Annotated in this window: 14 protein-coding genes; 5 read left to right on the top strand and 9 right to left on the bottom strand. The window is 44.0% G+C overall.

All coding sequences use genetic code 11. The annotated features are described in order from the left end of the window. Window positions 1-4: 4 nt before the first annotated feature. Window positions 5-796 carry a glucosamine-6-phosphate deaminase gene (nagB, locus tag AB4135_RS08675; protein ID WP_371992066.1) on the bottom strand — a complete coding sequence of 264 codons (792 nt, stop codon included), beginning with the start codon at window positions 794-796 and terminating at the stop codon, window positions 5-7. Between the two features lie 254 nt (window positions 797-1,050). Here nagB and AB4135_RS08670 point away from each other — a divergent pair, with 254 nt between their 5' ends. Beyond that, the gene (locus AB4135_RS08670; protein WP_371992064.1) at window positions 1,051-1,671 is read left to right on the top strand and encodes a pseudouridine synthase; all 621 of its coding nucleotides are present in this window, start codon (window positions 1,051-1,053) and stop codon (window positions 1,669-1,671) included. A gap of 8 nt (window positions 1,672-1,679) precedes the next feature. Here AB4135_RS08670 and AB4135_RS08665 read toward each other — a convergent pair whose 3' ends face one another. After that, on the bottom strand, window positions 1,680-4,217 hold the full coding sequence (locus tag AB4135_RS08665; protein WP_371992062.1) for an EAL domain-containing protein: 2,538 nt from the start codon (window positions 4,215-4,217) through the stop codon (window positions 1,680-1,682). A 323-nt stretch (window positions 4,218-4,540) separates the two neighbouring features. Between AB4135_RS08665 and AB4135_RS08660 the strand changes: the two genes are divergently transcribed. After that, complete coding sequence (locus tag AB4135_RS08660) at window positions 4,541-5,644, top strand: sorbosone dehydrogenase family protein (protein WP_371992060.1); 1,104 nt, start codon at window positions 4,541-4,543, stop codon at window positions 5,642-5,644. Between the two features lie 60 nt (window positions 5,645-5,704). On the opposite strand, the gene AB4135_RS08655 is transcribed toward AB4135_RS08660, so the two are convergent. From AB4135_RS08655 to AB4135_RS08640, 4 genes are read right to left on the bottom strand one after another with little or no spacing between them, the layout of a single operon-like run. Then, window positions 5,705-6,475, bottom strand: a complete 771-nt coding sequence (locus AB4135_RS08655; protein ID WP_371992059.1) for a sugar-binding protein — start codon at window positions 6,473-6,475, stop codon at window positions 5,705-5,707. A gap of 6 nt (window positions 6,476-6,481) precedes the next feature. Beyond that, window positions 6,482-7,036 carry a gluconokinase gene (locus AB4135_RS08650; RefSeq protein ID WP_371992057.1) on the bottom strand — a complete coding sequence of 185 codons (555 nt, stop codon included), beginning with the start codon at window positions 7,034-7,036 and terminating at the stop codon, window positions 6,482-6,484. A 14-nt stretch (window positions 7,037-7,050) separates the two neighbouring features. Further along, window positions 7,051-9,438 (bottom strand): GH36-type glycosyl hydrolase domain-containing protein, encoded by a 2,388-nt coding sequence (locus AB4135_RS08645; RefSeq protein ID WP_371992055.1) that lies wholly within the window; start codon window positions 9,436-9,438, stop codon window positions 7,051-7,053. Beyond that, on the bottom strand, window positions 9,422-10,831 hold the full coding sequence (locus AB4135_RS08640) for an MFS transporter (protein ID WP_371992053.1): 1,410 nt from the start codon (window positions 10,829-10,831) through the stop codon (window positions 9,422-9,424). Before AB4135_RS08640 ends, AB4135_RS08645 begins: the two co-directional genes overlap by 17 nt. A gap of 389 nt (window positions 10,832-11,220) precedes the next feature. Here AB4135_RS08640 and AB4135_RS08635 point away from each other — a divergent pair, with 389 nt between their 5' ends. Next, the gene (locus AB4135_RS08635) at window positions 11,221-12,315 is read left to right on the top strand and encodes a hypothetical protein (RefSeq protein ID WP_371992052.1); all 1,095 of its coding nucleotides are present in this window, start codon (window positions 11,221-11,223) and stop codon (window positions 12,313-12,315) included. A 353-nt stretch (window positions 12,316-12,668) separates the two neighbouring features. Here the strand turns inward: AB4135_RS08635 and AB4135_RS08630 are convergent, their stop codons facing one another. Next, entirely contained in the window at window positions 12,669-13,010 is a 342-nt protein-coding gene (locus AB4135_RS08630) for a hypothetical protein (RefSeq protein WP_371992051.1), read from the bottom strand. Window positions 13,011-13,408: 398 nt separating this feature from the next. Between AB4135_RS08630 and AB4135_RS08625 the strand changes: the two genes are divergently transcribed. Both AB4135_RS08625 and AB4135_RS08620 read left to right on the top strand, forming a co-directional pair. Next, window positions 13,409-13,576 (top strand): hypothetical protein, encoded by a 168-nt coding sequence (locus AB4135_RS08625; protein ID WP_371992050.1) that lies wholly within the window; start codon window positions 13,409-13,411, stop codon window positions 13,574-13,576. 593 nt (window positions 13,577-14,169) lie between these two features. Then, window positions 14,170-16,692 carry a PKD domain-containing protein gene (locus AB4135_RS08620; RefSeq protein ID WP_371992048.1) on the top strand — a complete coding sequence of 841 codons (2,523 nt, stop codon included), beginning with the start codon at window positions 14,170-14,172 and terminating at the stop codon, window positions 16,690-16,692. A gap of 113 nt (window positions 16,693-16,805) precedes the next feature. On the opposite strand, the gene lysS is transcribed toward AB4135_RS08620, so the two are convergent. Then, complete coding sequence (gene lysS / locus AB4135_RS08615; protein ID WP_371992046.1) at window positions 16,806-18,308, bottom strand: lysine--tRNA ligase; 1,503 nt, start codon at window positions 18,306-18,308, stop codon at window positions 16,806-16,808. Window positions 18,309-18,320: 12 nt separating this feature from the next. Beyond that, a protein-coding gene (gene prfB / locus AB4135_RS08610) for a peptide chain release factor 2 (RefSeq protein WP_371992044.1) occupies window positions 18,321-19,419 on the bottom strand; the annotation gives its coding sequence in 2 pieces (ribosomal slippage) (window positions 18,321-19,343 and window positions 19,345-19,419; 1,098 coding nt in all). Between the last annotated feature and the right edge of the window lie 42 nt (window positions 19,420-19,461).

Raw genomic sequence — 19,461 nt, 5'->3', positions numbered from 1 at the left:
ACCTTTATAGCCCGAGCCTAGCCATTAGTTTCTGGTTCTCAGCTTCGATATGTTTGTAAAAGTCACAATCAGACAAACTAGCAGCCGCGGCTTCATCTATCACCAGCACCACGTCTTTATGCATCTGTAGCGCCGATGCTGGGCAAGCAGCTGTTAACGGTCCTTCAACTGTCGCCTTAATCGCTTGTGCTTTATTTTTCCCTGTCGCTAACAGCACAACCTTCTTGGCATCCATAATAGTGCCAATCCCCATGGTGATCGACAGGTGCGGTTGATACTCATCCGCTTCAAAGAAACGCGCATTATCGTCAATGGTGGCTTTAGTTAACGTCTTCACACGTGTACGCGACATTAAACCCGATGAAGGTTCATTGAAACCAATATGGCCATTACGACCTATCCCTAATAGCTGGATGTCGATACCACCAGCAGCTTCTATCTGCTGTTCATAACCTTGGCAAGCGGTAATTGGGTTAGCGGCATCACCTGGTGGTACATGGGTGTTTGCTTGATCTATATCGATATGGTCAAACAACTGCTGCTTCATAAAGTAACGGTAACTTTGCGGATGGCTGCCAGCAAGGCCAAGATACTCATCAAGATTAAACGTCGTGGCATTAGAAAATGAAATATTGCCAGCCTTGGTCGCTTCAATCAGCTGCTGATACAGCGAAACTGGCGTTGACCCTGTTGCTAAGCCCAGCACTGAGTTTGATCTCTTCTGCAGCTGTTTTATAAAAATATTTGCGCCATAGGCCGCGACTGCAGCACTGTCTTTTAATATTACGATTTGCATAAATGAATCCAATAAAAGTGATTACCTAACAGTCACTGCAATGCCATAGCAATATGGCGACAACAGAAACAGCGATAACAGCAGCTAAATACGCTATTGCCAACGAGTCATGTAACATAACTATAACCTCAAATGACAACGCTGTCATCTGTATTGGTGTTTGATATAAAAATTAGTCAATTCAGACTAAATTGGCTTGAAACCGCGATGATATTTATAATGGCACTTCCTAAATGTTGATGAAGACCACCTAGATGTCGTTAAACGATCAAGAACAAGCCTGCGCTACTGCAGATCTCACCCGCCATCAACATTTTAAGATTTATAAGCCCTATGGGTTTTTAAGTCAGTTTCTACCTGAAACCCGTAAACGTAAAAAGCTACTCGGTGAACTGTTTAACTTCCCAGCAAAAACTATGGCTATTGGCAGACTAGATCACGACTCAGAGGGGCTGTTGTTACTGACAACAGACGGCATGATGAGTCACCAGATCCGCAGTAAAGGCATAGAAAAAGAGTATTACGTACAAGTCGACGGCGATATCACAGCCAACGCAATAACGGCACTACAACAAGGTGTAGAGATCGGCATTAATGGCGAGAAGTATCAAACACTACCCTGCAATGCTTTTAGGTTGGCTGAAGAGCCAATGCTGCCAGTAAGAGGCCGTAAGATCCGCGATCCAAGACATGGCCCAACAAGCTGGGTTTCAATAACGCTATGCGAAGGTAAAAACCGTCAGATAAGAAAGATGACCGCTGCAGTAGGTTTTGCCACACTTAGATTGGTCAGAGTCAGAATTGGCAATATCTATATTGATAACATGCAAGCAGGCGATGTCACGCCTCTAGCAAATTTTAATGCTGCACTATAACCTAAGCGTTAGAGACTGTATGGCGCCTTAAAAAAATGTTCCAATTCAGCTGATTTTTTCGGCTTACTGTACAAATAGCCTTGAGCTTCATCGCAGCCATTATCTGCAAGGAATTGTGCCTGCTCTGGCGTTTCAACACCTTCAGCTATCACCTTTAAATTAAGCGAATGGCCCAACGCAATCACAGCCTTGGCAATTGCGGTATTATTGACATCTTCAGGGATATCTCTAACAAAGCTTTGATCAATTTTTAGCTTGTTAATCGGTAGTTTTTTAAGATAGTTAAGCGATGAGTAGCCGGTACCAAAATCGTCAACAGATAACATAATTCCCATCTCAGCCAACAAGATAAGATCACTGCCAACAGATTCAGGATCTGACATCATGCAGCTTTCCGTGACCTCCAATTCAAGACGATTCGCAGGTAAGCCTGTGGCTTTTAACACGTCCGCGACTTCATTGACAAAATTGCGTCGTTGCAGTTGCGGCCCAGCCACATTGACTGCAATACGGCCAAAATCTTTGCCTTCTGCCAGCCAAAGCACACCCTGCTCACACGCTTGTTGCAATACCCAACGTCCAACCTCCTGAATTAGGCCAATCTTCTCAGCGACAGGAATAAAAATAGCTGGCGAAATACTGCCTAACACCGGGTCATCCCAACGTAGCAACGCTTCAAAACCATTTAATGCTTTGGTCTGACAATCAACCTTGGGCTGATACACCAAGTAAAATGCATCTTGAGCCAGTGCATCATGCAACGCACTTTGTAATTTTAAATGCGCAACCGATTCATACGTTAATGATTGAGTATAAAAAGCATAATTATTACGGCCATCTTGTTTGGCTCGGTGCATAGCGGCATCAGCATTAACCAGTAAAGTACTGGAATCCCGACCATCTTGAGGATAAAGAGCGACTCCCATACTTGCGGTCAATCTCACAGGCCCATGTCCAGTTAGCATGAAGGGCCGTTCAAAAACTTGCTGTAGTTTACTGAGCCGCAGTAACAACATGTCGCTACTTTCAATATTCGGCAAAATGGCTGCAAACTCATCACCGCCGAGACGAGCGATCGTTGCTAGGCTGCCTAGTGCTAAGGTTAAACGTTGGCTTAGTTCAACCAGCACTTCGTCACCAATAACATGACCAAAGCTCTCGTTAACTTGCTTGAAGAGATCGATGTCAACGTAAATAACACCTAATTGATATTCGCTGCGGTTTGCCAGTCTTATCTCTTGCTCTAAGCGAGACGTGACCGCCATTCGATTAGGCAATCTAGTCAGAGGGTCATGAAAGGCTAAATGGGCCAGTTCAGCCTCATTCTTTTTCTGGGTTGATAAGTCAGCAAACACGGCAACAAAATAACGGATCTCATGTTCATCGCCATAGACCGCACTAATGGTTAGCAGTTGTGGGAACACGGCACCGTTCTTACGTCGATTCCAGATCTCACCGTGCCATTTACCACTCGTCAGTAATGATTGCCAAAAGGACTCAAAAAAAGCCTTATCATGCCGCCCCGAGCTAAACACTCTAGGGGTTTGACCAATTAACTCACTTTTATCAAAACCAGTGATTTGAGTATAGGCGCCATGGGCATCAATAATCACACCATCAACGTCGGTGATCAGCACCCCTTCCACCGAGTTTTCAAATACGCGGGATGCGAGCTCTAGCTGATCTTGTGCCGCTTTATGGGTTGAGATATTACGGGAAATACCAATGATACCGGCAAGCTCTCCAGCATCGCTGACAACAGGTACTTTGGTGGTCTCTAACCAAGATTCAACATTACCAATATCCAGCCCTTTACACTCACCAGCTGTCACTTGCACGCCTTTAGTAATAGATGCTTTATCGCCTTCGATAAACTGCTGCGCTAGATATGGAGGAAATAACTCTTCGTCGGTATGACCAAGGATTTGCTGCTGTGATAGCTCCCAGGCCATTTCAACACTTTGATTCACAAAAATGTAGCGGCCATCAGCATCTTTCATCCATACATGCTCTTTCATTGCATCGATAAATTGCTGCAAGCTCACATTAAGCGGCTCAGCCGGATTACGCTGCAAGCTCTTACGGTAATCACGGTAAAGTTTACTTAGATCCAACTCCATACTATCGGCAGACTGTTTGAGCAATAGTCTTAAATCTGCCTTACTTAAAGTGGCGACTGTTTGAGGGCTTTCTTGGGTAATGCACAAATAGCCAAATAGCGCCTGTGACGGCCAATGGATAGGCATTGAGCAGCTTAAATCAACTTCAAAGTATTGGTCATTAGCCGCTATAGGTCTAATAATCTCTTGCTGATTTAAGCGGGCTGGAGAGCTTGATGCTTGTGAATAGGGAGAAGCCTGTTGAGTACAATTTTGACAGAGACGTTCTAAACTCGCAGCACTCATCCTGGTAGCAGAGAGCACATCAAAGCAGCCATCATGACCCATCTTTAATAATGCAACTGAGCAACCTGAAACACGTGCAAGCATGTCGACGGAGGTTCCCCATCGAGCTTGTTGAGTAGCTGAGACATCAATCTCTATCATTCAACGCTCCACTTGTATGGCTGCCAAACATTAGCTTAAAATTCAGACTGTAATATATAACCTGCCAGAATATTCTTGAAAGGCCAACATTTACAGGTAATTAATCAGTTATTTTATCGTAAAAAGACAAATCTACTAACCATTATTAGCATTAGCGAGTAATTATATTGCAAATTGGTTAAGTATATTGCCTTTATACTAATTAGCGACCCACTTAGCAGTAACTAAAGCGCTATAACGAGATAAAATAATGCTTGTGATCGAGCAGGTACTTTTCATCTGCAGCCAGTTAGCTCTATTATGGGAGCATAACAATAACAAGGATGAAGCTTGTGCTAAAACAACTGAGCGTTTCAATGAGTTTACTACTGCCATCAATCGCAAATGCAGCCCTACCGATTGATAAAATAGTCCTGCCTGAGGGGTTTGAAATATCTACCTACGCAGCCAATGTGCCAAACGCACGGCAGATGGCGCTTGGAGATAAAGGCACACTGTTTGTCGGCAGCCGTAAAGCGGGCAAAGTACATGCACTGATAGACAGTAATAACGACTACCTAGCGGATAGCATGTTTGAAGTGGCCAGTGATCTTTTTCTGCCATCTGGGATCACTTTTCACCAAGGCGATTTGTATGTCGCAGAGGTGGATAAGATTTGGCGTTACCGCAATATAGAAGCAAGCCTGCCTAAAATACCAGAGCCTGAATTGGTGTATGACAAGCTGCCTAACAAGTCACATCATGGCTGGAAGTTCATCCGCTTTGGTCCGGACGGTCTACTTTATATCCCTGTTGGCGCGCCCTGCAACGTATGTGAAAGCGACGCTCCGTTTGCCAGCATCATTAAACTCAACGTTGACACTAAGCAAGTCACAACTGTGGCTAATGGAGTTCGCAACAGCGTCGGGTTTGATTTTCACCCACAGACTGGCAATTTATGGTTTACCGATAATGGCCGTGACATGATGGGCGATGATCTACCCGATGACGAACTTAACCACGTCTCTAAAGAGGGGCAGCATTTTGGCTTTCCCTATATACATAACCAAGACATTCTCGATCCTGAGTTTGGTAGTAAAGCAAACACCATAAACAACCGCGCCCCAGCGCTAAATCTTGGCGCCCATGTGGCCGCGTTAGGCATGGAGTTCTACCAAGGTAAACAGTTCCCTGTAAGTTATAAAAATAGCATCTTCATTGCTGAGCACGGTTCTTGGAATCGCAGTAAAAAGGTTGGTTATCGAGTCGTTCGAGTCACGTTAGAGGGCGATAAAGTGGCAAGCTCTGAAGTATTTGCGTCAGGTTGGCTGCAAGGTGAGCAAAGCTGGGGGCGCCCCGCTGCCGTGCTTACTATGCAAGACGGCTCTCTGCTCATTTCCGATGATGCGGCTAATGCCATCTATCGCATTAATTATAAGGCCAAGTAATCCGCTAAACATTGGACATAACCTTTATTTTTAAGTGCATTGCCAGGCAATGCACTTTTGTTATGGCACGGCTTTCAATAGCTTTAGTTCACCAAACACATCTGCATTTTTGTAACCTAGATTTTTATCGCCGTTTACAGCTTCAATAGCCTCGGAGCCGATAAAATGTTCTCGCTCTTTTGAACCATCATTGTCACAATAAGCCAGCATAAAGCCCATGGTTTTCCCAGCAGTTAACTCCACTCTAGAGCTATTCTGCCCTATAGCTGAAAAGGTGGCATCATGTACCTCTAGTCTGACCTCCCAAATAATCTTATTATCCCGTGCACTCTGGCGTTGCCAGTGACTATCTACATGTTGATTCAAAAGCATAAATTGGGTCCGACCATCTTGATAATTTGGTCCGATATCAACCGCTTGGTTATCCAGTGCGATATGGTAAGCAAAGGCGTTAAAGTTAAACTGATGCTCACCGCCAGAATGGTCTTCATCGATAAATATTTCTAGACAATCATCGTCCCAGTAACTCTTCAAAGGATCAGCGTGTTGATCAAACAAAATATCGTCAGTGATCTCCACCAATAAATACAAGTGCTCTTTAGTCCATCCCACTTTGAAACGACCGCTAAAATCTTCAGCGCTAGGCGGCTGCCCTAAAATCAGCTGGTCGATATTATGCCATTTTGCCTGCTGCCAAATAGCCTCATCAGCAACCGCGTCAATGATTGGCTCTTTCGCAGCAAAAGGTGCCTCATAAGCCAAACTAGTCATCGATATAGGTAGCAATAGCGCCAATAGTAACCATGGTTTAAAGTCCTTTTCTAACTGCATAATCGCCTATACTCCAAGCTTGTTATCGGTAACATTTATTGCAAGGGTTTTAAGGATCCGTATCACTTGATCGTCAACATTCTCATTCTGACACAGTACCAAAACGTCGGATTCATCTGTCGGCTGTTCCAGTGCGCTAAACTGACTTTTTAATAATGAAGCCGGAAAGAAGTGATCTTTACGCTTACTGATCCGCTGTAAAACCTCAACTTCATCGACGGCTAACCAGATAAACAACGTCCGATAACCCAAGGTCCTAAAGCAATCTCGATGTGCTCTCTTGAGTCCAGAAAATGCCAAAATATTTATTGGTTGCCCTGTCAAGTTACTAACCTGATGCAGCAGCCTGTCAATCCATGGCAGTCTCTGCTCATCCGTTAGCGCAATACCTTGTGCCATGCAGGCTTTGGCGGCTGCGCTATGAAAATCATCAGCCTCAATAAACTGCGCAGCTAATACGTTTGCAAGTTGCCGCGCTAGTGTTGATTTACCGCAGCCACTGACCCCCATGACAATAATCAATTGCGGTATGCTGCAGCCACTCGTTGAGTTAATACTCATCCCCCCTCCTTAACTTAATTGGGCTGCGTAGACCAAGGAACAAGCACAACCAATTGATAACTTTTGCCGGCATCCAACCCTTGTAGACGATTACTGCTGACATACTCGCCATTAACTTGAATGCTCATTTGCTCAACGGCTGCTTGCTCAATCTTGATCAGCAGTTCGGCCCCATTAAACATTCGTCGCAGTTCCACTTTAGGCCACTCTTTAGGAAGATGCGGCTCAATAATCAAACAGCCTAATTCACCTTTTATGCCCACAATCTCTTCCACAATACAGCGGTAATACCAAGCTAAAGTACCGGTATTAAATAGCTGGCTACTACGCCCTGCTTGTTGAGGATGCTGAAAAAAAGCACCACGGTAATAGTTTGGAATAAAGGTGGGCAACTGGCCTCTAATAAGCGCATCTTGCTGACTAGGCAGCATTTTCATTAGGATCTCAAATGCCTTTTGATGCTCGCCAATCAAACATAAGCTATAGGCATAAAACACTGCCGCATGGTTATAAACACTGCCGTTCTCAGCCGAGCCTGGATACTTCTGTGTTAGCCGCCCCACATCTTCACGCATAGCAGTGTAGGCTGGCGCCAACATCATAGGACCATAGGGCGTCATGAGTTGCTGTTCGATGGCCGTGAGTATTTTTGCTGTCTGCTCAGTATTCGTCGCTTTGCTCATCAGCGCCCAACTTTGAGGATTCAGGTAGATAGAACCTTCTGCATCCGCTTTAACACCAAAGGCAACATTGTCATCGGTTATCCCTCTAGCAAACCAGTCTTGATCCCAGCAATGCTGATTCACCGCAGTATTGATCTCAGTGGCCGCAGCCAGTAAGTGCACATGGTCTTTATTAAGCTCTTGATTGATTTGGGCCCATTGCTGCAGCGCAAACGCTGTCGCTAAAGATAACCAGCTAGAAACCCCGCGACCTTTGTGACCCACCATATTCATCGGATCGCACCAATCCCCCTGTTCAATATAGCTAAGGCCACGGCTATCTCTACGTTGCAATAACCAGCCTAAGGCAAGCTCAATATGGCGATGCACACTTAAGGCTTGCTCACTGTCAGCAAACTTAACCGGTTCATCTAGCAGCGAGATATCCCCCGTCTCATTGAGGTAAGCAATCACGCAAATGGGCAGCCATACACAGTGATCGGTATGGGGAATTTGATTGATGTATTTAAGTTCTGCGATTTCGCTAAGTAACACACCATCAGGCATAGCACCGGAGGAAAATTGCTGCGACATCGCCAATAAAAAGGATTGCCGAGCAATAGTAGGGTTGATGTAGCTCATGCCCATATTGTCTTGCAGAAAATTGCGTGTTTGTGGATCGGTACTTAAGCGATTGACATCACCGTGATAAAACATTTGCCGCGGTAACCATTGATTAAAAAACGGATCGAACAGCGGATCACCACTATTAATATTCAAACAACCTTTACCTGACTCAACATAATCTGTGTAGCGCTGCTGCTGCGCAGAAAATGCTTTAGCTTCACCAAAATAGCGCTGGCGGATCTGCTTAACTTCGGCTTTATTAGCCGCAGGGCCAAACACAAATCGATGCCGCTTAGTTTCACCTGGCAGCAAACAATGGCGATATTGCATTACCGCCACAGGCGGCTCATAGGCGCTAACTTTGGTCGCTAATACAGAATCATGGATGGCGTCGGGATTGGCCAAGCCGCCCTCTCCCTCAAAGCCATATTGATTTGCGGTCCAGCTATCGGGTTTATCTTCAGCGATTAAAAAGGTTAGATCTTTAAAATCCTTCTGCTTTGGATAATCTTCCACCTTTTGATAAGGAGTAACGCTTGTCGCCACAATCCCATTAATAGCAGAGTCAAAAGTTGCGCTCTGATTCATCCACGACATGTATCCAATCGAGAAATACGGGTAGATACTGATGTTAACTGCGCTATTGCTACTGTTTTTAACTTCGACTTGCCACATTTCAAGCGCATCGCTTGCGGACAAATTAACTTCAACCGAAACCGATAAGCCAAAACATTCCACCTGCCAACTTATTGCTGCGCTAGTTTGCACAAAATTAAAAGATTGTGAACGACATCGAACAGGCTCATAAGGCACGGAAAACAACTCGTTAGTATCTTCATTTTTGATATAAAAAAATCGCCCAGGATGATGCGCAAAATAACTATGCTCAGGCTGCATAAATGTTTTAGCTTCTAGCATTGGTCCGTGGCTGTATTTTGCCGGTTCCGGTTGCATGAACTGAGCAGTTGCGTAGCCGCGACAGTTCATGTGCAGCATCATCTGCCTATTCCACAAAAAGCCCGATGCTTTAGGCATCGCCGTGGCGCTATTTAACTGCACACTGTGCTGGCTCATAGTGAACAGAGGGTTGTTAGCATTAACCACGGGCATCATTAAATCCCCCCTGCTGGCGCTCAACTAGCTCCCGTTGTAGCTGTTGCAGCGCCGTATCATCTAATGGGTACATGCGAATCACCACTAATGACAACAAAGAGAACAGCGCCGGTAATAACGTCATCAGTAGCACGATGCCATGCTGAGACTCACCGCTTTGCACTTGATTGGCAACATAACCCATTGAAGCAAGCAACCAACCTATCATTCCCCCCGCTAACGCGCCGCCAAGTTTTTGTGCAAAAGAGGCAGCCGAAAAGATCATTGCCGTGGCACGGCGTTTATTTTTCCATTCAGAATAATCTGCGGTGTCGGCATACATTGAAAATACCAGCGGTGACTTTGGCCCCAAGCACAAACCTATCAATATTTGTAAGCTGAACATCAAACTAATATTGTCCTTAGGCACAAAGTAAAATAGCGCCGATAATAGCGTCACAGCCGTCATCAAAATCAGCAGTAAACGGCGTTTATCGAACCATTTAGTCAGTAAAGGGGTGAGTGCAGCCCCCGTTGCCAAGGCCAGCATATACACCATGGCAAAACTGCCAATGAGATCTTCACGCTCGGCGTAATACTTAAAATAAAAGGTGCCGGTACTGCCCCTGAGCGAGATTGTCATCATGATAATGAGCGCTAAGCAAAATAGAATTATCCAAGGGCGATTACTAAAGAGGTCTTTGATATCTTGTTTAACAGGGGTTTGTTGATGCGCCGCTGGCTTAATGCGCTCAGTGGTGGCAGTAAAACTAATAGTAAATAACACAGCTGCTGCAACCCCGTAGACCATCATGGTTAATTGCCAGCCTAGCGCCTCATCACCATTACCTAACCAGCTCACCAGTTCAGGAGTGAGATAAGCCACTAAGGTTCCGCCAGAAAAAGCGCCAATAAAGCGAAAGCTAGTCAGTCCTGTGCGTGACTGAGTATCGGCGGTGATAACCCCAAGCAATGCACCATAAGGTACATTGATAAAGGTATAGGCCAGCATCATCAAAATGTAAGTCGCATAAGCCCAAGCAATTTTACCTGGCTCATCAAGATCGGGAACGGTAAAAGTCAGTATGCCCGCAGCGGCAATAGGTAAGATCCCCCATATGAGATAGGGTCTGAATTTTCCAAAACGGGTGTTAGTTCTATCCGCTAATGCGCCCATGAGAGGGTCTGAAAAGGCATCAATAATCCGCGTGACCAACATCATGGTACCGACGACGGCAGGCGATAAGCCAAACACGTCGGTATAAAAAATAAATAGAAAGACATCAAACACTCGCCAGTAAAAGTTTGAGGCGACATCACCACAGGCATAACCCAGTTTTTCTTTTAAGGAGATGGTTTGACTAGAGGCTTGCTGCACTAAACCCGCGCGTCCCTTTATGATTTGTTGTTGCATCCTTGAAGCACCTTAGCACTACACCACAGTAAAATGGTGTCACTCTGTAAATCGTAAATATGGTTAAATTTCACTGAAACGTAAAAATGTAACCGCTTACATTTTAACCTAGCATGATAGCTTTTAGATTGATAGCTGGTTTTTCATACGAAAATAATTCGTTAATGCCAATACTCAATCTATCCATAGCAGCTTTAGACAAACGCCTTCTATTGAATACGCCCATGGCATCAGCAGTGAAAAATTAACTCAGCCTCATATGCGCAAACTCAATCACATCAACTTCAGCTAAATAAGAGTAACCGCAATTAATTGAAGCTCTGGCAAATTTCAGTCATCATAGTGCTAACTAAGGAAGGTTTTCAGACATTTACGTTTGGCTACTATTAATGGACACACCTCAAAATGAAACAGCTCATCGTTACCTTTTAATGCTATTTACTTTCAGTGCTCATGCAGCTTTTGACAGTAAAGAATCTGTCTACGCGGACCTACTCAACAGTAATAATTTGCAGAATGTAAAACTAGGTGCCAAAGCGCTGCACCATGATCTACCTGATAATGTCGAACTATGGGATTTAGCGGCCTTTACTATTTGGTCGATGAATGACAATGGTGACAAGAGTAATCCAGAGTTTGATGACACGATCTCTTGGCTGGCGAAAGCCATTGGTGAGAGTAAACAAGGGCGATACCAAAAACTGCTAAACGAGCAGTTAAAGCTGGCTCAATCTAATAAAATTAAGCGTTACTTTAAAGGGGCAATCAAAGCGCTCAACACCACTGAAGAGCTACAATTTGATGCTACAAACTACACTGTGCAAGTAGCGTTGAGTGACCCTAAGCATATTCGTGCAACCGCTGAAAACTTCCAACGAGTAAAAGTTGGCGACACCTTAGAAGTGGTACTTTCATTGCTTGGCCAACCAGACGGAGTCGGGCAATATATTCGTAGTTATAGTCGCCCTTTTATTGGCCGTCAGACGTTTCAAAATTTGCGTTTATCGTACATTAACTTTGGCTCTATGGAGCTGAGGTATGAGCAGACACATTGGCTGGTTGACCTAAAATCCAAACAAACTGATGCTGATATTTCTGCAGTTTCTGCCGATGTTCGCGATCTACTTTCTCGCCTTGTCAGCAACGATGTGACTCAAATTCGCAGCGCCGCAAGAGAGGCTATAAAGCTACCATTAACCGATCAAGCAGCACTCGATCATATTGCGCAGTATATTTGGGACAACCAAGACACCCAAAATGACCAATTTGCAGACTCACTTGCTTGGCTATGCAAAGTATTAAGCAACAGCGAGAATGGCCGTTATAAAGAGATATTAGCCACTATTGCTCAAAAGCCAATCCATAAGAAAATAACTCGTTATGCAGCCAAATCCGCTAAAAAATTACCGATTAGTGCAGAGCATTATACCCCAGCAATAAACACCAAAACGGCTGAAAGCTCGAAGGAGACCACAAGCTTATAGGGCTTTAAAATTCAATAGAAACCAGCCAATGTGATCCGCGAAGCGATAGCTACTATCATCAGTACCGAAGCTGGCAGTTATTGAGTCAACGATGGCGATCGTTATTACGTGCTTGAGCCACTCTATGGCAATGGTAATCCTTGGCAAGACGGCGCATTAGCGATAGAGGATATTGCAGTGCACCACCGTACTAATTTTTATCAGCCGTTCAATAAAGGTTAATTGTCATATGAGTTTCTATTGATAGAACTCACAATCTATTAGAAATAAAAAAAGCAGTTAAGCTCAGGCTTAGCTGCTTCAATACTGTTTAATGTCGCTGAACCACTAGGGCCTGCAAGTCTCAATAAAGACTAACTCGCTTTAACAAATTCACTTTCTCTAGCAAATTTTATGGCACCATCACAGATGTTAACCTGCTGTTGTTTGTTGGCCGCTTGGAAGTTCTTCATATAGAGATCCAGTGCGTCACTTGTTTCCTTTGACATCACCATATCTTCAATACCAGCACCTCTATGCGCCATGGCAGACTGCCCAACAATACTACCTTCTATCTGCATGTCATGTTCAGCGTAAAATGTGGTACAAATCATTAGGCTTGCCATGCCTAATGCCACATCTTGGTCCAACTGCTCTGCGCTTGCTTGTCCTGCAATCAAGTAGCTTAAAAGACCCGCCAATAAAACTTTTTTCATTATGATAAACCCTTTTATAAAGTCATCATCTTACTGATACCGATTTGATATTCAGCGTATCTCTTGTGTCTAGAGCCATCATTCTCTAGCAATGAGGCTAACACGCTGGATATTTATCTGTATGTGATACCCAACCGAGTTAACCATTTTCGAGTCAAAATTGTGTGCTCTATCACTTAATTTTTAACTGTTAAGCTTACCTTCTCGAGCCTTAACATATTATCTTTTATGAAAAATTAGCTGTACGTATATAAGAAATTTGGCAACCCAACAAACTAAACTTTTAGGCTATTGAATCTCATTTACATAGTCGTTTATGCTAATTCTGTAACGCGTAATTCGGCGCGAATAAATTGACTAGGCTAGATGTTTGCAGTTGGTCTTAATTAAGGATGATGATGAAAACTAAACTACTCACAGTACTGACTACTTTATCTTTAGGTGCAGGATTGATCGCAGCGGTTAATGCTAACCCGATGCAAGATGAACAACGCTACTGTGCCGCTAACCCTGTCGATTGTTACTGTGAGTATCGCGGCGGTGCAAAGGTGTGCTTTATTAAGTAATTTATCGAATATTTTTCGATAATAAAAACCAGCTGAGAAGCTGGTTTTTTATTGAGTTTTATAAGCTTGTATTTTCCTCTGAGCCATCTGCCTCTAGGTGTTTATTGCTAAAGGAACGTGGTCTGCGTTAAGGGGGAAGTTTTTAGCATATAATGGATTCAATCTAGCAACATGCTTCAACTGTTCTGACAGAAAAGAGAATTACTAAAACCCGATTAACGCAAGGAAACATAACTTAAAGCATTGATAGCTATTCTTAAATAACACCTAATGAGTTACCAATACCTTCTTATGCTAGAAGTATATAACTGCTTTTTGCCTCAGCGCTGCAGTGATTAACTTCTCTCTCTCAGCCAGACTTAGAAGTTTACTCCACATAAAAACAACAAAACAGACATTCCCCCTATACATCAATACTCCAAAAAAGAATTGGTTGCTAATTGGTTGCAACAATGTAAATTTACAGCAAGAGTTAACAACAGTCACAACCTTAAACACTGCATATATTGTAAGTGCTTAAAAAGGAATTAAAGCAGTAACCAATCTTTATGTAGGCAATAGGTTTACCAATAAAAATATAATAAAGGTAACGTATGTCTCAAAGAACACTCGCTTCATTGGCAGTATTGCCGCTAACATTGGCGTTAACCGCTTGTGGTGGCAGCTCAGATGAATCAACGCCGCCTCTTCAGAACCAAACACCACAAATAGCACCGATTGTAGGTTTAACAATCAAAGAAGGATTGCCGCTAACAATCAACGCTAGTGCTACTGATAGCGATGGCAGTATAGCCAGCTACAAATGGCAACAAACAGCGGGTATTACGGTGCAGATGGTCGATACAGAAAGCGCCAGTCTAAATCTCACTATACCTATGGTAGATGAAGATCAAACTGTGACGTTCAAGCTAACCGTCACAGATAATGACGGCGCATCCACCTCAATCTCAGTCGATGTGCTACTGCGCAACAATATTGCTCCAACTGCCACTATAGCCCCCCTGACTCAAATTGATGAAGGCCAGACATACACCCTAACAGCCACAGTGGCAGATGAAGATGGCGATATAGCCACAACCCAGTGGCAACAAGTATCGGGCAGCACGGCACAACTTTCGGGTGAAATGAGCGACACGCTCACCGTAACAATGCCCAAGGTTACTCAGACAGAAGCTGGCCAGCTTAAATTTGTCGCCACCGATGACAGCGGTGAATCAACAGAGTTGTTGCTAGATTTCACCATCAATAACACCCACCACAATATCGAGCTGTCAGGTAATGCTAACAATAATGGCGCAAATGTTGGTGATACCGATATTACATTGACTCTAAATGAGCAAAACTTTGTTACCACAACCGATGCTGATGGTAATTATGTTCTACCTGTTGATATCGATATATTACAGCAGCAAGGTTCTTACAAATTGAGTGCTGATATGGCTCAAAACCCACTTGTCCGTACAGGGCAAATAGCCGAATTACTGCAAAATATCAATGTGCAGCAGCAAGCAGTAAATAAAGCAGTAATAGCGAGAGTCACAGCATCACAACAGACGACTGCGATTAACGGCGATGTACAAGCTGATCTCAACAGCTTAACCACCGCTGACTACCTGTATTTAGTCACACTTTTTGGCGATAAAGACTTTATAAATGATCCAAGCACTGATGCCACAGTATTAGCGACACAATATAAAAGTGTTGATACTGAGCTGCTATTAGAAATAGCGACGGCATTAAGTTATGCAGAGGAGCAAAATCAGCTCGTCCCTACCAGCAATGGCATGGTTGGGCTTCAAGAGTACTTAAGTGAAATTTATGCCGACGACGCTGGCAAAGTGCTGTTTGATTCATTACTAAGTCAACAAAAGCAGCAAACGGGCAATAAGGCGAGTGAATTCTTAGCCAACGGTAAAACCTATTATGCGACCTTAGCTAGTGCACCTGGCACTGTTAGATTAGGCCTGCCATTTAACTTATCTTATACCTTTGCTGAAAATGGAATCTTTACCCAACAGAGTCTTGACGAAATCACCACAGCGAGTTGGTCAGTTGATGGCAGTGGCATTGTGGTTGATGCCTCATCTTGGTCAACCCAAGTTCAGTCTAATTGGATAGAAGGGGTCGCAGAGCCTGCTACTTGTACCTATACACCGATAAATAAACGTTTTGAGATGATCAAGGGACGCTTTAAAGGTGTGCAACAAGCTGTCGAAACCTTTAAACGCCATCGAGTGTGTGTAGATAGAGATAATGGCGCAGAGGTTGCCAACGAAATCATCGATGAAGAGATGTATTTCACGGCCTTTAATATCGATGACGTAGAGGTTTGGCAAGAGAAAGATCTACAAGGACAGTCTATTGTTTTTGAACATTATTCTGAAACTGCACTTGAACTAAATCGCCTGCAAAATAGCTTACCTGCAATGACCTATCAGTTCAATGATAATGGCAGCGGTTCAGTGTTGGAAGATAACGCTAATTTCACTTGGCTTATCGATGCTGATGGCGTGTTAATAATGAGCTTTAGTGACTACAGCATCCGTTGGTTAAAGCTGTTTGACGATCGCTCTGACCGTAAAGGTGGCGCCTCGGTATTTGCCCTGTATGAAAAAGACGAAATCAATGTACAGTACTCTAATATGGCGACCACACTATCAGCATCTAGTTGGCAAGCCAGTGATTTGGTGGGTAACTGGGATCATGGTTTTAGCAGCAGTCAGCCCAAATATGATGTAATGGGTTATGGGATCAAATGGGAGCTGTTAGCTGACGGCAGTGCGAACCTAAAAGCAACTTCTGCAGATGGCAGCATTTTGTACAAAACAACACCTCTGCAATGGTATATGGAAAACAATCAAGTGGTTCTGTACCGTTCGCTTGAATGGGTAAATGGTAATCCAACTAGCAGTAATTGTGATCCTCGTAGTGATAGTAACTGCTTCTATCGTCAATACAGAAGTTGGCAGTTATTAGGTCAACATGGTAATCGCTATTACGTGCTTGAGTCACTCTATGACAATGGTAATCCTTGGCAAGACGGTCCATTAGCACTAGAAGAGATTGCAGTGCATCATCGTACCAACTTTTATCAGCCGTTCAAGAAAGGACAGTAAACTTAAAATAGGCTTCGAACATTTAGCTTTTAAGCCTTTTAAAGCATAAAAAAACCAACCTCATGGCTGGTTTTTTTGTTTTACTCAAAGAGCAAAAAGTTTGTTGCTAACAATTAGCCTTGTGGGCGCATCGCTGGGAACAAGATCACGTCACGGATTGTGTGCGTGTTAGTAAATAGCATCACCAAACGGTCGATACCAATACCTTGACCCGCTGTAGGCGGTAAGCCGTGCTCTAGCGCACGGATGTAATCAGCGTCGTAGAACATCGCTTCATCATCACCAGCATCTTTAGCATCAACCTGTGCTTTAAAGCGGTTGTCTTGATCTTCTGCATCGTTAAGCTCAGAGAAACCGTTAGCCACTTCGCGGCCACCGATAAAGAACTCAAAACGGTCGGTGATGAAGTGGTTTTCATCGTTACGACGTGCAAGTGGTGAAATGTCAGCTGGGTAACCGGTAATGAAGGTAGGTTGCATTAGCTGAGGCTCAGCAGTTTCACCGAAGATCTCTTCAAGTAGCTGACCACAAGTCCAGAATTTTTCGATTGTCATTCCGATGCTTTTCGCAAGATTACGCATAAACTCAACGTCTTTAACTTCATCGTAAGTCATTGACTGAATCGTTTCGTTATCTGGGTTGTACTTCTTAATCGCATCCAACATGCTTAAACGCGCGTAAGGGCCACCAAAATCAACCGTGTGCTCACCGTATGGCAGTTGAGTAGAACCACAAAGATCAGTGGCGATAGAGCTAAGCATCTCTTCGGTAAGATCCATCAGATCTTTATAGTCAGCGTACGCCATGTAGAATTCCATCATAGTGAATTCTGGGTTATGACGTGGTGACAAACCTTCGTTACGGAAGTTACGGTTAACTTCAAATACGCGCTCAAAACCACCAACCACTAAACGCTTTAGGTATAGCTCTGGTGCGATACGTAGGTACATAGCCATATCGAGTGCATTGTGGTGCGTTTCAAACGGACGTGCTGAAGCGCCACCAGGAATGCTGTGCATCATAGGAGTTTCAACTTCCATGAACTCTTTTTTGATCATGAAGTTACGGATTGCAGAAACAACCTTTGAACGCATGATAAAGGCTTCACGAGACTCTTCGTTAACGATTAAGTCAACGTAACGCTGGCGGTAACGAGTTTCTTGATCTGACAAGCCGTGGAATTTTTCAGGTAGTGGACGCAGTGCTTTAGTCAGCAACTGGTACTGCTCCATGTTCACGTAAAGGTCGCCCTTACCTGAAAGATGCAGCTTACCCGTGACACCGATGATGTCACCGATATCTAGACCTTGGAAAGTCGCCTTAAGATCTTTTTGAACATCTTTACCCGCGTAAGCTTGGATACGTCCACTCACATCTTGGATCACTAAGAATGGGCCACGCTTAGCCATAACACGGCCAGCAATTGAACGCTGAACGTCCATGCCTTCAAGCTCTTCTTTAGTATGGTGACCATACTCAGCTTGGATATCTGCCGCTTTGTGTTTTCGATCGAAGTTGTTCGGGTGACCGTTTGCAGGGCAGTTCTCGCGAATGTGCTCTAACTTGGCACGGCGTTCTGCAATTAACTTGTTCTCATCTTGTGTTTGTTCAGTCATCTTCTTCTCTCGTTAAAGGCCAGATTTAAGGCTAGCTTCAATAAACTTGTCCAGGTCGCCATCTAAAACGCTCTGGGTATTTCGGTTTTCAACGCCGGTACGTAGATCTTTAATACGTGCATCATCGAGCACATAAGAACGGATCTGGCTGCCCCAACCAATATCTGATTTGGCATCTTCGGCGGCTTGCTTATCAGCGTTCTGTCTAAGCATCTCTAGCTCATACAGCTTCGCTTTTAACTGTTTCATCGCAGCGTCACGGTTCTTATGTTGCGAACGGTCATTCTGACACTGTACGACAGTATTTGTTGGCACGTGAGTAATACGAATCGCTGATTCAGTTTTGTTCACGTGCTGACCACCCGCACCAGAGGCGCGGTAGGTATCAATTCTAAGATCAGACGGGTTGATATCAATCTCAATCGAATCGTCAATCTCTGGATAAACGAACACCGAACAAAAAGAGGTGTGACGTTTGCCCGATGAATCAAACGGTGACTTACGCACTAAACGGTGTACACCAGTTTCTGTACGCAGTGAGCCAAAGGCGTATTCGCCAGTAAACTTAATGGTCGCGCCTTTAATACCAGCAACATCACCATCGGTCACTTCAATCAGTTCAGGCTTATAGTCGTGGGCTTCGCCCCAACGCAAGAACATACGCAGCACCATATTGGCCCAATCTTGCGCTTCTGTTCCGCCAGAACCAGACTGAATATCTAAATAACAATCGGCTGCATCATGTGGACCAGAGAACATACGGCGGAACTCAAGTTCCTCTAACCGTTTCTCAAGATCATCTAATTCAGCACTTGCATCGTTGAAGGTTTCTTCGTCATCTTCTTCAACAGCAAGTTCAAGTAATCCTTCAATATCTTCTAAGCCGCTATCCATATCGTCGATAGTTTTCACTACCGCTTCAAGTGCGGCACGCTCTTTACCTAGCGCTTGTGCGTTGTCGGGATTATTCCAAACCTCAGCACTTTCAAGTTCTCTGCTAACTTCTTCTAGACGCTCACTTTTAGCATCGTAGTCAAAGATACCCCCGAAGAAGGTCGGTACGGTCAGCGAGCTCCTTGATTTTGAACTTAACTGGATTTACTTCAAACATGATTTAGCCAACTTTTTAATTAGTTTTGCCGACAACAAGCAA

The sequence above is a fragment of the Shewanella sp. 10N.286.54.B9 genome (assembly GCF_041468565.1).
In the GTDB taxonomy this organism is placed as follows: domain Bacteria; phylum Pseudomonadota; class Gammaproteobacteria; order Enterobacterales; family Shewanellaceae; genus Shewanella.
This window is presented reverse-complemented; position numbering and strand designations above follow the sequence as displayed.

Excerpts from the sequence above, each read along its gene's own strand:
- nagB (WP_371992066.1), bottom strand. The coding sequence starts at position 796 with ATGCAAATCGTAATATTAAAAGACAGTGCTGCAGTCGCGGCCTATGGC.
- AB4135_RS08670 (WP_371992064.1), top strand. The coding sequence starts at position 1,051 with ATGTCGTTAAACGATCAAGAACAAGCCTGCGCTACTGCAGATCTCACC.
- AB4135_RS08665 (WP_371992062.1), bottom strand. The coding sequence starts at position 4,217 with ATGATAGAGATTGATGTCTCAGCTACTCAACAAGCTCGATGGGGAACC.
- AB4135_RS08660 (WP_371992060.1), top strand. The coding sequence starts at position 4,541 with ATGAAGCTTGTGCTAAAACAACTGAGCGTTTCAATGAGTTTACTACTG.
- AB4135_RS08655 (WP_371992059.1), bottom strand. The coding sequence starts at position 6,475 with ATGCAGTTAGAAAAGGACTTTAAACCATGGTTACTATTGGCGCTATTG.
- AB4135_RS08650 (WP_371992057.1), bottom strand. The coding sequence starts at position 7,036 with ATGAGTATTAACTCAACGAGTGGCTGCAGCATACCGCAATTGATTATT.
- AB4135_RS08645 (WP_371992055.1), bottom strand. The coding sequence starts at position 9,438 with ATGATGCCCGTGGTTAATGCTAACAACCCTCTGTTCACTATGAGCCAG.
- AB4135_RS08640 (WP_371992053.1), bottom strand. The coding sequence starts at position 10,831 with ATGCAACAACAAATCATAAAGGGACGCGCGGGTTTAGTGCAGCAAGCC.
- AB4135_RS08635 (WP_371992052.1), top strand. The coding sequence starts at position 11,221 with ATGGACACACCTCAAAATGAAACAGCTCATCGTTACCTTTTAATGCTA.
- AB4135_RS08630 (WP_371992051.1), bottom strand. The coding sequence starts at position 13,010 with ATGAAAAAAGTTTTATTGGCGGGTCTTTTAAGCTACTTGATTGCAGGA.
- AB4135_RS08625 (WP_371992050.1), top strand. The coding sequence starts at position 13,409 with ATGAAAACTAAACTACTCACAGTACTGACTACTTTATCTTTAGGTGCA.
- AB4135_RS08620 (WP_371992048.1), top strand. The coding sequence starts at position 14,170 with ATGTCTCAAAGAACACTCGCTTCATTGGCAGTATTGCCGCTAACATTG.
- lysS (WP_371992046.1), bottom strand. The coding sequence starts at position 18,308 with ATGACTGAACAAACACAAGATGAGAACAAGTTAATTGCAGAACGCCGT.